Genomic DNA, 14,371 nt, shown 5'->3' with positions numbered 1-14,371 from the left:
CACGCGCAGACGTCGGCACGCGACCAGACGTACACCGAGCCGGTCTCGTCAGATCTCTCTCGCTGGCGTGTCATACAGCAGCCGCCGAACAGCCGCGCGGGACATGAGGAGAGCGATGACGAGCAACGTCACGGGCACGAAGCCTCCCAGGCTCACAGCGTCGCCGAAGACGACGTCGACCACCTTGAGCACAACCAGCTTGCTGCCAGCGGCGACCACCCATAAGGCCACGGCCGCTGAGGCCTTTCCTGCCGGGGTGCTCGCTGCGCGAAACATCGTGATGATGCGGCACTTGAGCAGGAGCACCAGCTCCAATGCGATCTTGAGGAGACCCGCCGTGAGCAGCGAGAGTGTGAAGCTTTCGCTGATCACCGATGGGAGGTACTCGATCGCCAGGTTCAGGACGACGACGTAGACAAACAGGTCGATGACGTCGGCGGGCCGGGCGCGAATCCAGCGGCGCACGGGCCCTCGTCGGCGGGGGACGTTCTCCGGTGGAGGCGCTTGTCTGTCCGTCACGGCACGATCTTGGTGCACCTCGTGGTCGGACGGCGAGGCTGCAATGAACGCGCGTTCGACGGCAAGGGCGCGCGACGACGAGGGCCGGGGCGTGGTTGTATCGACGTCGATGAGCAGCCATGCACCAGAACTCCCGCCGCACCTTCGGCCCTTCGTCGTGCCCCACGCGATGGTCGAGCCAGTCCGCTCTGGAGAGCTGGATCTCTACCTACCGGCGTCGACGCCCGCGCCGGCCGTGCTGCTGGTGCACGGCGGTCCGGTTCCGCGTGACCGCGAAGTGCGGCCGCCTCAGTGGCCTGCTTACCGCGGGTACGGTGCGCTGCTGGCACTGGCGGGACTCGTCTGCGGGATGTTCGAGCACGGATTCGTCGACGACGAGGCCCTCGGTACAGCGCAGAAGAACATACGCGATGCGGTCGCCGCTCTGCGGGCAGATCCTCGGGTTGATCCGGACCGGTTCGGGATGTGGTTCTTCTCGGCCGGAGGTCTCTTCATGGGCTCCGTGCTCGCCGACCCGCGCGCATGGGGCGTGGCAGCCGTGGCTGGGAGCTACGCGGCCCCCGCCGATCCCGAAGTCGACGATCCCGATCTCCTCCGAGCCACTGTCACCGCCGAACTCAGCGACATTCCCCTGCTGATGGTCATGCCCGAGAACGACTTCGAGTGGATCGTCACGGCAAGCACTGAGCTGCTCGAGCGTTGTGCGAGTGCGCATCGTGAGGTCGACGTCATCGAGGTGCCCGGCGGCCACCACGGATTCGAGACCGTGGACGACACCGACGATGCGCGAGACGCGGTTCGGCGCTCGATCGCTTGGTGGGCCCAGGTCCTCCGCTGAGTCACCGTGCTCGACGTCCGCGCATCGGCATGATCTTGCGGCCCGAGGTGGAACGCAGCAACGGCTAGCAACCTTGAAGTCGGCTACATCCATGCCCACGCCGACGAGCCGGCCGAAACGGTTTGAGCAGGACGAGCCAAACGACTCCGACGAAAGTGGACGTCGCCGCCGTCTCGGCCCTTCGGGCTGCCGTCCAAGAACAGTCGACCGCGGAGCGTCACATCGTGGACGCCGTCCGACGGCCGCGCAGGCCGCTGCTTGCCTCCAAGGCAGGCACAGGACTGCAAGGTGCTCAAGAGAATCAACGCCTTGCTGGTCGACATCCAACGCATTGGCAACGAAGGCATCGGCAAGCCCGAGGCGCTCAAACACGACTTCGCCGGATACTGGTCCCGACGCGTCGCCGACGAACATCGCCTGGTCTACACGTTCGCGGGTGACCGGGTCCGCATCGCCGCCTGCCGATATCACTACGGGTAGACGGTCCTCTGCGGCAAGAGCAAACGTCCGTGGGTGCGCGCTCGCTCCCCGACGCTCCGGCGACCAGCTCAGACGACTACGGGTTGCGCCCGCCCGCGGGCGAGTCGGTCGACCCTTGTCAGCGCGGAAGGGATGCGGTGTGGACCGGCCATCCCAGCGACGATGCGGGCGGCTTCTTCGATGTCGATGCCGCCGGCGGCCGTGACGTATACGGGTCGCGTCGCGACACCCCTGACGACCTCTATTGCGTGGGTCGCGGTGTGGAAGGGCGTCTTGGCGACGCCGATGACGGGAACGCTGAATGCGTCCGCGGCATACGCACCGAGGCCCGGTCGGCCGTCCGGGTCGAGGGTCGCGAATCCGTCGACGACGAGGAGATCGAGGGGCCCGCTGAGAGCCAAGACCTCCCGGATGCACGGAAGCTCGCGCTCAAAGAACGCGCCAGGTTCATACGGCGCTGTGTGACCGATGTCGGCGACGTGCTCGGCCACCACTGTCGCGAAGGCGAACTCGCTGCAGATGACGAGCGCAGCGGTCGCCCCGCCGACCTCGTTGTAGTGGACATCTACCGCACCCACCCACGCGGACTTGCGCGGCAAGGACTCCATCAACCCAGTGTGGACGATTCGGTGGGCACCGGTGGGCTGTCCGTGTTCCGGCTCGACCGACAGTGCGACCGGCGGCAACACAGGCGTTCTCCGCAACGCGGCATGGCCGCCGCGATCGCTGTGCAAGGCGCCTGGTCGGGCGTTCGCCCGTAGAGCGGCTACGGATGGGTCGCAGCACGCGCCCGTGAGGAGCGTTTGGCCTGTTCCCTTCTCGCGCCCTGGCCGGAATCCGTAGCCTGGCTCAGGTGGCGGGCGAGGTGGACGTACTGGTCGTCGGTGGTCGTATCGCTGGATGTCTGACCGCGATACGACTGGCTTCGCACGGGGTGTCGGTGCGGCTCCTTGAGTCGAGAGACTTTCCTTCCGACACGTTGTCGACACACTTCTTCCGCGGCGACGGCCTGGTCCGGTCACTTGCCGAGGTCGGCGTCCTCGACGAGGTACTCGCAACAGGAGCGCCGCCACTGACGTGTGAGTATTTCTCTTTGGACGGCAGCCCCTTCGAGAAGGGCCCGCCCCAAGAGCCCGGAAGCATTGGCTATTGCCTGTCGGTGCGCCGGCACACTCTCGATGCCATCCTCGCTCGGCGCGCAGCCACGATCGGCGTTGATATTCATTGCAGGACCAAGGTGGTTGACCTCGTGACGGTTGGCGGGGTGTGCGTGGGTGTCACGGATCAACGCGGCACCGTGCATCGTGCACGGGTGGTGGTCGGGGCCGACGGGCGACGTTCGACCGTCGCGCGCCTCGTCGGCGCGGTCGACGTGGAACGGCATCCCCCAGCCCGAGCGATGTACTACCGCTACGCGACTGGATGGCGCAGCCAAACCACGGTCGGACCGGAATTCGCGCTGTACGGCGACGAGTTCTCCTATGTGTTCCCCGGCGATGCCGGGATCGCCTGCCTCGCGGTCAGTGTTCCGGTCGCACAGCATGAGCTCTCGCACCGCGATCCGGCAGGACATCTGACTCGTGCGGTCCGCCGCAACCCCCACATGGTCGACCGCCTCGCGAGCATCGCATGGGCAAGCGGGGCGTACACCGGGCTGCCCGCTGACAGTGTGTGGAGGGCGCCGGCCGGCCCCGGCTGGGTCCTGGTCGGAGACGCCGGGACTGCCCAGGACCCGTGGGCTGGTCTTGGCATGGACACTGCGGCTCGCCAGGCCGAGGCGTTCGTCGAGGCTTTCACCGCATCGCCCGAAGATTGGCACGGGCCTTACGAGCGGCTTCGGCGCGAGCGCACCTATCCCGGATTCGAAGAAACCACCCGACTGGCCATAGATCTCCGCAAACTGTTGGGTTGATTAGGGCAGCCTCGAGAAACGCCCACGGTTCGGCATGAGGGTTCGGATCATGTGCCGGATGCCATGTACGCGGCGCTCGGTGAGTCCTATCACTCCGTCGGCGGACCGGCTCAACCGCTCCATAGTGGCGGCCCGGACAACAGGGCCGAACGTGCGCGTGTCCGACGGCTCTCCGGGCACACGCACCATGTGGTGCTCGATGAGCCGGATTGCCTCGAGGCGCCAGCCCATTCGTGAGTCAGGTATCGCGAAGGCGTCCCACTCGTGATCAGCCACGACTGCCAGCCAGCCTTCGGCCTTGAGCATCTCGTTCGGAGCCGGAGCGCGGAACTGTTCAGACCATGGTTGGAAAGCGGGAGAGTCGACGGCGCCCCCAACGGCGCGGTGGGTCTCGGGCTCAGCAAGCACGCGCCAGCCCGGCATGACGACCAGGGCCGCCATCGGACCCGTCACCGACTGACATCGGCCGGTGATTTCGTACCGCACTCGACCCACATCGTCGACGTGGACTTCTCGGACCCCTGCAAGCAACTGGTCGGACGCATTCAGGTAGGAGGCGTTCAAGCGCAGCCCGCAGTCACGGACGACTGCGCCCAGCCCCACTTCAGGGAACTGTCCGTCGCCAATCAATCAAGTCTCAAGCGATACCCACACGGCTGCACCCTAGAGGTCGTCGTCTCGGATGGGGCGGGAGATTGACGACGTGCGGCAGGTCAGGACGATGCACAACAGTCGACCAACCGGTCGGTTGTTGCGGCGCGTGGCGTTGATGTAGCCCGACAAGTGAGCATCTGGTCGACTGTGGTGCCACCGGGCATCGGCGAAGTCATCGGGCCCGCTACAAGATCCAGCCGCGGCCGGACTTTGTGGGCGATGTTCTCGGATTCGGCTACCAGGCCCATCTCCGGCTGGATTCTGTATGCGGCACAGCGTGCACGCAACGTCCTCGATCCGGCAGAGTCGGACGCTCACGACAATGGGCTCAACGGCGACCAGGCGCAGCCTCGCGCCGAACGTCAACCCCGGAGCGGACGGTCTGGGTCGCAGGGAGCCGAGGTACGGCGCTGAGCTTGAAAGCAAAGGTCAAACGGATGCCGAGGTTCAGGCGGTTCGGACCTATCGCGACCGGATTGAGTGATTTTCCTGCGGTAGGAATTGATCCTACCTAGCCTCGAAAGGGCAGGTGACCGTCGACAGGTTGGCGGGAGAGGGACGGCGCCGACTGCGCGGCCAGACACCAGAGTCAGGGATGTCAGGGGAACAGTCATGCGCGTCAACCGTCGTCAGCTTCGTGCCGTAGCGTTCGCCGTCAGCTTCGGGTTCCTTGCCTCGAGCGTGATGGTCACAGCGTCGCCCGCCGAGGCGAACGTCCTCGCCGGCTTGGACGGGAAGTCACTCGTCCGCGAGGAGCAGGTCACCCCGGAGGCGCTGGCCGACGGGTTGCTGGACGGGCTGCAGTATGCCGACCCCACGGCTGGGCTCGCCATGGTCGACGAGCCCGAGGCCAACCCGACGGGGAACGCCACAGTCGCCTACCCGCTCGCGATCCCGCAGGGCCGCGGGATCACGCCCGACCTCCAGCTGACCTACGACTCGGGTGCGCGGAGCAGCTGGGTCGGCTACGGCTGGGACCTGAACGTCGGCGAGGTCAGCGTCGACACCACCTTCGGCGTACCGCTCTTCTGTCCCCGTCAGCAGGCGCCCATATGCGGCAACGTCGAGAGCGAGACCTACCGACTGGACGGTGACCTGCTGGCACCGACCGCCGCCCGAACGGACCTGCAGGCGAGGGCCGCGGAGCGCTCGGACTTCACCCGGAAGGTCGAGACGCAGACCGACTACGAGCACATCATCCGGCACGGCGACAACCCGCAGAACTACTTCTGGGAGGTCCGCGACAAGAGCGGCGGGATCCGCTGGTACGGAGGGTTCCCCGACGAAGGTGGCCCGTTCGGCGACGCCGGCACTCGGCACGACGGCCCGACCCAGGACGACCGCACCCAGGCCGGCTCGGCGATCGCGTTCGACGACAACGGCAACGCCGTCACCTGGTATCTCAAGGCCCAGCGCGACGTCGGTGTGAACACGATCCGCTACGAGTACGACACCGTCCGCTATCGCTCCGTCGACACGGAGTCGGGTGTGCAGTGGCAGGTGCTGGCTGCGGGCCAGGACTGCCCCTCTGGCGCGGTCTGCGGTCGTCACGTCTACCTCTCGAAGATCTTCTACACGGGCGCGGCCGAGGTCAGCAACCAGCCCGAGGCCCCGGCATACGAGGTCGACCTGATCCGCGGCGCCCGCCGCGCGGACCCGGTCGTGGACGCCCGCGGCGGCTACGTCGATGTCGACGTCGAGCTGCTCACCCAGGTGAAGGTCACGTTCCACAAGCCAGGTGGCGCCTCGCAGCTCGCGATGCGCTACGACCTGGACAACCACGCTCAGGCGGGACCCTTCGGCAAGACGCTGCTGCGTGCCGTCAGCCAGGTGGGCTGTGCGACGGGCCCGGCGTGCGACGACTCGACCAAGGCCACCCACCGCTTCAGCTACTTCGACGAGCTCGACGACTCCGACAACTTCCAGTCCAGCCAGGTCGACGTCCGCGGAGACGGGCTCGCCGGCCTGGAGGGTCGCGCCAGCTCCCTCGGCATGTCGGACTCGATCGGAGGCGACGGCCACCTCTACGTCGGCTTCAACCCGGAGATCCCGTTGAAGGAGGAGTCGTTCGGCGGCTCGCTGACGTTCGCCGGATCGGACACCAAGACGACGGCCCAGCTCATGGACCTCAACGGCGACAACCTGCCGGACAAGGTGTTCCACAGCGACAAGATCCGCTACCGGCTCAACACCACCCGGCCGGGCGCGCCGCTCACCTTCGCCGACGACGCGGTGGCGCCGGTCGTCCCGGGCCTCGAGAGCCTGGACTCGCTCGGCAGCGAGACCAGCCTCGAGCTCACCGGCGGACTGGAGTCGTACGTCGGTCCCGCCGCCATGTTCCACGCGGGCGGCTCCTGGAACTGGTCCGATCGGTACTTCACTGACGTCAACGCCGACGGGCTGCCGGACTTCGTCGACGGCAACACGGTTCTCTACAACCGGCTCGACTGCTCCACCACGCCGTGCACCCCGACCTTCTCGACCAGCGACGCGGGGACGCGTGTGCCGCTCAACGTGCGCGACCTCGCGCATGACACTGACACGACCGAGGCCGAGACGCTCGCCTTGCTGAAGTCCCTGGCACCACCCATCGACAACGTGCGGCGCTGGCGTGCGCCGTTCGACGGCACCGTGAAGGTCAGCTTCCAGGCGATCGTCCCGCCCGTTCCGACCACGCCGTCCGACTGCGCTGCCACCAACGGCATACGGCTCGCGGTGCAGCGTGGCGGCACCGAGCTCGCGACATGCTCTCTCGACCCCGGACAACACTGGAGCTCCGGCGGGACGCTCGACTCCGTGCCCGTGACCCGCGGCCAGTTCCTCTACTTCCGGGTCGGCCCGGACCTCGACCTGCCCCGGACCGCCGTGACGTGGAACCCGCAGGTGACATACGTCCACATCAACGGCCTGACCGACCAGGAAGTGGCCGCCGGCGCGGTCGACGTCAACGGCCTGGACCAGACCACGTACGACGCAGCCGAGGACTTCACTACGGCTGGACGTCCGAACTCCTGGGTCAGCGTGCCGCAGACCGGCTTGCTGCGCTACAGCGGCGTCCTCGACAAGCAGCCGACGACCGACTTCGTGCGCCCCACGGTGGAGCACGTGCCAGCATCGACCCAGGCCCTCGTCGACGTCCCGGTGACGCTGACCCCGGTCGGCGCAGACGCCGCCCAGCGGGTCCGGAGCGTCGAAGCGCGAACCGTGAACGGCACGACGACCTACTGCGTCGTGACCCCGGCTACGACGCTGGGCTGCTTCACTGACCAGGCCACCGCGAACGACCACCGCGACCGACAGCTCTTCCCGCAGGAGGCGGGGGCCTTCACGGTTTCCGCCGAGGTCCAGGTGACCGGGCCGACCGCCGCCGGAAACGGGACCCAGAGTGACCGAGTCCGCTCCTACCTCAAGATCGACTCACCGGTCGACCCGACCAGGCTGCACTGGGCCACGCCGCTCGAGATCTGCTACTCCGAGTCGCAGGCCGCGGGCGGTCCCTGCATCGAGGGCTCGTCGTTCCGGCCGCCGGTGGACACCGAGATCTACCCGATCCGCTCGGTCGTCGCGCCACAGCGGGCGTATGCCGCGTCAGCCAGCGACGCCTCCGAGCCGCGGACCGTCCGGGTCGCGTTCAACTACGCGCTGCCGTCCGACCTCAAGCACCCGGCCGGCACCGTCGTGGTCACCGTCAAGGGATCGGACGGCAGCATCGCCAAGGACCAGTTCACCGTCCCGGCGAACGACTTCACACCTGTCGGCTCGCCAGTCGCGAAGCCGGTGCTCGACGTCAGCCTCACGGCGGGCGTGGCCTACGTCTTCGACGTCACCGTGCGCGAGCCCGGCCTCTTCCGCTTCATGCGAAACGGGCGCATCGAGCTCGAGACCGGCAAGGACAGCTCGAACAACCCGACGTTCACCGATGTCACCAACCCGTACGGGGCATTCAACGCGACCGGCAACCAGGGCTGGCTGCCGCTGGACCACCGCGGCTGGGCGGTCGTCGGCTACCGCGCCGATGGCTCCCGGCGAACCGATCCGATCGTGGAGTCGAAGCTCGCGCTTCCCGTCTTCGACAGCGCCGGCGCCGCTTGCCAGGCACTGGCAGGTGGACCCTGCCCGACGGGCAACAGCCATGCGAACATCCCCTCGGACTACCCCACGTCAGGCGTGCCCGAGTTCAAGCCCGAGGCCGTCTCAGACCAGTTCCAGGACGCCTACCCGTTCAACCCGGCACACCAGGTGCTCGCGAACGGACAGGTCCGCGAAGCGTGGCAAGGACCGCAGGACAGCATGCAGGTCAGCGCGGCGCAGCTGCTCGTGTCACGGCTGGGCCGCCCACTGCCACAAGCGACTCCAGCTGGAACCGGGGGCATCGACCCGCCGAAGATCCAGGGCGGCTCCAAGCCGACACTCGCACTGACCCTCGGCCCGGGGCCCCTCGCCCTCTCCCTGGGCGCGGGATGGGGAGACGGCGACAGCCAGTACCTGGACATGAACGGCGACCGGTTCCCTGACGTCGTCACCGACAGCTCCATCACCTTCACCGACCCGCGCGGTGGGCACGCCTGCGTCACGAGCCTCGGCCCGCCGGTGCAGTATGCCGCGTGCAAGGGTGGCGGTCCCGGCACCGTGTCGAGCGACTTCTCCGTGAGCTTCAACGCCGGGATCAGCGGGTCGCCGAGCGTTCCGCGCAAGAACGCCGAGGGCAAGGGCGACAGCACCACGGGCGGGCAGAGCAACCGCGGGCAGTCCGGACAGACCGACCTGTACGGTGCGAAGATCGGTGCCGGCATCTCACTGGACGGCAGCTGGACCGCGCCGATCGCCACCGACCCCTCGTGGGACACCGAAGGCGACCCGCCACTCGGACAGGACTTCTCCGACCTGCCCGGCAGTGGCCCCGGTGACGGGGACCTGCAGCTGCAGCGCCAGCTGGCCGACGTCAACGGCGACGGCCTGCCGGACAAGGTATCGGTCAACCCCAACGGTGTCTTCGTCGCGTTCAACCGCGGTTACGGGTTCACCGGCCTCGTCAAGTGGACCGGACCCAGCGGCTTCGAGGCCGGCGAGTCGTACTCCGGCTCCCTCTCGGCCAACCTCCTCGGGTTCGCCGGGTACTTCAAGGACTTCTCGGGCGGGATCTCGCGAGCGATCAGCACTACCTTCCCGCGCTACACGTGGGTCGACGTCAACGGCGACGGCATCCTCGACGCCTTGCACAAGGGCTCGTCGGCCGTCCACGTCGGATTCGGTTCCGGCAGTGGCGTGCTCAACGGCGCGAAGTACGGCGACCACGCTCGGGTCGACATCCCGATCGCTGGTGACGTCGGCGTCGACCCCGGCCCCCAGGTGCGCCAGCAGAGCAGCGTCACGTACGGCGCCGGGTTCGACTTCACCGTCGCGGTGGGCCCGCTCTGCCTGGTCGCGTGCTACCTGATCATCAACCCAGGTGCCCACCTCAACGAGACTCAGTCCATCTCGGACGTCGACCTCGTCGACGTCAACGGCGACGGGTACGCGGACTCGGTCTCGCGCAAGGACGAGAACGGCAGCGAGTCGCTCGAGGTCGGGATCAACCGGCAGGGCAAGACCGGCCTGCTGAAGTCGGTGGAGAACCCGCTCGGCGGGCGCTTCGACCTCGACTACACCCGCGAGGGCAACACGGTGGAGCATCCCGACTCCATCTGGGTCATGAGCGATGTCCAGGTCGACGACGGCCGTCCCGGCGACGGGGTCGACATCACCCGCACGACCTACACCTACGGCACGCCGAGGTACGACTTCGTCGACCGCGAGGACCTCGGCTTCGACGAGGTCGTGGCCCGCGAAAGCACTCCCGGCGGCCCGACCCTGCGCACGACGAAGACGAGCTACAGCAACGGGTCGATCTGGGAGGCCGGCCTCGAGCGACAGGTCGAGGTGCACGCCGGAGATGTCGGTGGCCCACTCCTGACGCGGACCACGAACACGTGGGCGGTGCTGGACGGGCCGACGCAGCAGCCGATTCCCGACACCCTCTCGGCTGACGACACGCTCAAGACGTGGGCCACGGCCTTGATGACCGCCGAACGCCATCAGTCGTTCGAGTCCGGCGGCGTGCGGACGACCGAGACGTCATACGTGTTCGACCGACTCGGCAACCCGACGACGATCGTGGACCGCGGCGACACGACGGACGGGGCGGACGACGTCGTGGCCGAGATCGCCTACTCGACCTGCGACAACGCGGCGAGCGACGAGCTCAAAGCCCGGTGCGGCAACGCCGCGAACCCTGGCAACGCGCCGCAACCGCCCTTCTGGTCGGACAACCTGTGCCCGACATGGACCAGCCTTCCGGCGATCATGACGATCCGTGACGCGAACGGCGCCGTGCTCCGGCATCGTGACGGCAGCCAAGACCTGTGCGACAACTCATCGGTCACGCTGCTGCGAGAACTGGTCAGCGGCACGATCGTGGGCGGGTCCTACGCCGAGACCCGGCTCGCGTATGACGCGTGGGGCAGCTACAACCGGATCATCGAGCCGCGGGGGGAGAACGGCAAGCACTATGCCGTGCTCTACCGCTACGACCCCGACCGTCGGTCCGACGTCGCACGCGTCACGGAGTACGAGCTCGCCCCGGCGGACCTCGATGCGTTCCTCGGAGTCGACGACACGGAGACGACGGACCAGTTCGACCCGCAGCTCTCGCCGGCCAGCGACCAGGGCCTGGAGACGTCCGCGACGTTCGACGGGCCGTCCGGCCAGGTCGCCAGCCGCACCGACTCCAACGGCCAGACGACCTCCTACTCCTACGACGCACTGGGCCGTCCCGCAAGCACGACCTTCGCCGACGGGGGTCGGGTGCTTCTCGACTACGACGCGAGCAACCCGGCGTATGCGGTTGCCACGGCGCGAAACTCGGACCAGTTCCACCCGGGCGAGTTCATCGAGACCGTGAGCTTCGCGGACGGCATCGGTCGACGCACTCAGCAGAAGCAGGAGATCGACGTCTTCGCTGGGTTCGACCAGCCGGTTCGGCACGGGTTCGCGGTCAGCGGCACGATCGACTACGACGCGCTCGGACGGGTCGTCCGCGAGGCGCAGCCGACCTTCGGGGCCTACGCCGACGGCCCGACCTTCACTCCGCCGTCTGCGAGCACGCCTGCAACGACCCGTACCTGGGACCTGCGTGACCGGATGCTGTCCGAGACGCTGCCCGGTGACCGGACCACGTCGAGCGCCTACGACGCCCAGGCGGGGCTGGGCACGACCCTGCTGCGGAAGCGGGACGTCGACCCACTCGGCCGTCAGACGGTCACGTTCACGGACCTTCGCGACTACGTGCGCATGGTCGACGACGTCGCCGTGGGCGAAGCGCCGATTCGGACGTCGTACAGCTACGACCGGATGGGCCAGCTCCTCGCCGTGACCTCCGCGGGCCGTGACCAGGAACGCAGCACCTGGGACCTGTTGGGCCGCCGCACCTCGACCGACACCGAGGACGGTGGCCTGGTCGCCTACGGCTATGACGCCGCCGGGCAGCAGGTCTCCACCCAGACGGCGAACCAGCGCGCCGCCGGGGGGTCGCGCACGGCATACCACTTCTCGTTCGGCCACCTCGTCTCGGTGGACTACCCGGACGGGACGGGGGACGAGTCGTACGCCTGGGGTGGGTATGACGGCGTGCCGACGACGGGCAACGCCGCCGGCCGGGTGGCCCGGCTCAAGGATGCCGCCCGCTCGCAGGCGTTCACGTACGACGCGCTCGGTCGGGTGGCCACCGAGACCACCGAAATGGTCGACGCCGACTGGAAGCTGGGCCGGCTCACGACCTCCTTCACGCAGGACTGGCTGGGTCGGCTTGCGACGCTGACCTATCCGGACGGCGAGGTCGTCACCCACGGCTACGACCACGGCGGACAGCTCGACCGGATGACCGGGGCCAAGGCGTGCCGTGACGTCGGCGTGCTCACCGCCGACGTCAGCTCTGCACAGACCACGATCACCGTGACCGAGACGCCCCACGCTGCCGCTCCCGCGTTGCCGTTCCTGATCACGATCCAAGGTGAGCAGCTCCGGGTCACCGGCCGTGCGTCCACCGCCAATCCCGCCGTATGGACGTACACCGTCGACCGGGGGATCAACGGCACCCCAGCTGCGCCGACGGCTGCCGCGCACCCGGCGGGCGCGAGGGTGCTCACGGATGCGGCGTTGCAGTGCAGCTACCGCTACCTCGACCGTGCAGAGCACGACGTGTTCGGCGCGCCGCAGTTCCAGCAGGTGGGGAACGGCAACCGCACGCAGTGGCTGCACGACCCGCTCACCCGGCTGCTCACCCGGCAGGTGACGACCGCACCGGCACAGCCACTGACCGGGATGGGCACGCTCGCAGCGCCGGTGACCGCGGCCGCCCCCGAGCTCGTCGTCAACGAGGCCTACACGCCCCCGATGGTTCCGTTCGTCGCGACGATCGGGACCGAGAAGGTCAGGGTCACCGGACGGGCACCCACGGCGACGAGTGGGCAGTTCAGATGGACTGTCGAACGCGGCTCCGGCGGCACGACAGCCTCGGCATACGTCGCCAGGTCCACCGTGTTCGGAGAACGCATGCAGCAGAACCTGGCGTACTCCTACGACAAGGCCGACAACATCCGCGCCTATGTCAACGACCTCCCACCGGACGTGCCCAGCCTCTTCGGCGGCAAGGTGACCCAGATCTACGACTACGACGGGCACTACCGCGTCACCGCGGCTCGCGGCGTGTGGCAGGAGGCGAACAACACGCGCTTCGCCAGCTACGACGTGACCTACGACGCGTCCACGGGGAACACGACGTCGAAGCACCAGCGGGTCTGGGAGGAGAAGGTCGGCTGCAAGAAGGACTGCGTCGACGTCATCGAGGACAACACGTACGACTTCACCGACGTGACTTTCCAGGCCGATCACCAGCACCAGCTGGCGACCCAGGGCGGCGAGACATTCACGCACGATCTCGACGGCAACATCAGCGCCATCTCGTCGCCGGAGAACCTGCGGGAGATGACGTGGAATGCGCGCGACAAGCTGACCATGGTGATCGACCGGCCGAATGGGACGGGTGGGAAGCCGACGTTCTACACCTATGACTACAAGGGTGAGGTCGCCAAGGAGGACAAGGAGCAAGGCCGGACCTGGTTTGTGAACCAGTGGGTGACCGTCAAGGCCGGCACGGTGTGGAAGAACTACTTCGCCGGGGACGAGCGGCTTGCGGTGAAGTTCTCCCAGGACGACGTGGTCGAGCAGAAGGTCTATTTCCTCCACAAGGACGTGCTGGGCGGCACCAACATCGCCACTGACCGGGCGGCAGTCATCTTCCAGCATCAGGAATACCTGCCGACGGGGGAGCCCTGGGTCGCCGAGGACAGCACTGTCTTCCGGACTCCGTACCAGTTCTCCGGGGAGTACACCGACGAGGACCATGGCCTGGTCGACTTCGGGCAGCGCTGGTTCGAGCCTCGCGGCGGCTTCTTCCTGAGTACCGACCCACTCTTGAACGCCGAACCCCTGAGCCTGATCGACGATCCTGCCCTCCAGTCGACCTACGCCCTCGCTGAGGGAAACCCCGTCACGTACTTCGACCGCGACGGGTGGGTCAGGATCAAGAAGGGTGGCGTCTACCTGATCAAGATCGGTGGCGTCGTCCGCCGAACGGGCCGGGCCACGGACTTCACGTCACGCGCAAGCGCGCACAGAAGAGCCTTCGGGCAGCATATTACGTTCAAGAAGAAGTTCAAGACGAACAACTACGCCGAGCAGCGGGGCCTCGAACACTATGTGTACATGAAACACGCTGCCACCGCGAATCTGAATATGATCGGAGCGATTTCAAAGAAGAACAAGAAGCGCAACCAATATATTGCGGCGGGCCGGGCGTACCTCGTTCTCAACAAACCGCACCGTGTCGCCGAGTATGACGTGCTTGCGGTCTGACCTTCCTGGTGAGTGAG

Annotated in this window: 6 protein-coding genes; 4 read left to right on the top strand and 2 right to left on the bottom strand. The window is 67.5% G+C overall.

Annotated elements, in window-relative coordinates; genetic code table 11:
• Nucleotides 1-48 precede the first annotated feature (48 nt).
• Nucleotides 49-465, bottom strand: coding sequence for a hypothetical protein (locus tag ACWEOW_RS00575; RefSeq protein ID WP_452267197.1), 417 nt, complete (start codon nucleotides 463-465; stop codon nucleotides 49-51).
• A 163-nt stretch (nucleotides 466-628) separates the two neighbouring features.
• Between ACWEOW_RS00575 and ACWEOW_RS00570 the strand changes: the two genes are divergently transcribed.
• Nucleotides 629-1,357 (top strand): alpha/beta hydrolase family protein, encoded by a 729-nt coding sequence (locus ACWEOW_RS00570; RefSeq protein WP_452267196.1) that lies wholly within the window; start codon nucleotides 629-631, stop codon nucleotides 1,355-1,357.
• Between the two features lie 258 nt (nucleotides 1,358-1,615).
• Nucleotides 1,616-1,837, top strand: a complete 222-nt coding sequence (locus ACWEOW_RS00565; RefSeq protein WP_452267195.1) for a Txe/YoeB family addiction module toxin — start codon at nucleotides 1,616-1,618, stop codon at nucleotides 1,835-1,837.
• A 68-nt stretch (nucleotides 1,838-1,905) separates the two neighbouring features.
• On the opposite strand, the gene ACWEOW_RS00560 is transcribed toward ACWEOW_RS00565, so the two are convergent.
• Complete coding sequence (locus ACWEOW_RS00560) at nucleotides 1,906-2,445, bottom strand: endonuclease V (RefSeq protein WP_452267194.1); 540 nt, start codon at nucleotides 2,443-2,445, stop codon at nucleotides 1,906-1,908.
• A 245-nt stretch (nucleotides 2,446-2,690) separates the two neighbouring features.
• On the opposite strand from ACWEOW_RS00560, the gene ACWEOW_RS00555 reads away from it, so the two are divergent.
• Together ACWEOW_RS00555 and ACWEOW_RS00550 are read left to right on the top strand one after the other, a co-directional pair.
• On the top strand, nucleotides 2,691-3,749 hold the full coding sequence (locus ACWEOW_RS00555; protein WP_452267193.1) for an FAD-dependent oxidoreductase: 1,059 nt from the start codon (nucleotides 2,691-2,693) through the stop codon (nucleotides 3,747-3,749).
• A gap of 1,266 nt (nucleotides 3,750-5,015) precedes the next feature.
• On the top strand, nucleotides 5,016-14,354 hold the full coding sequence (locus tag ACWEOW_RS00550) for a toxin TcdB middle/N-terminal domain-containing protein (RefSeq protein ID WP_452267192.1): 9,339 nt from the start codon (nucleotides 5,016-5,018) through the stop codon (nucleotides 14,352-14,354).
• Nucleotides 14,355-14,371 lie beyond the last annotated feature (17 nt).

It is taken from the genome of Monashia sp. NPDC004114 (assembly GCF_053603855.1).
The sequence above is the reverse complement of the archived record's forward strand: the minus strand, read 5'-3'. Positions and strand labels throughout refer to the sequence as shown.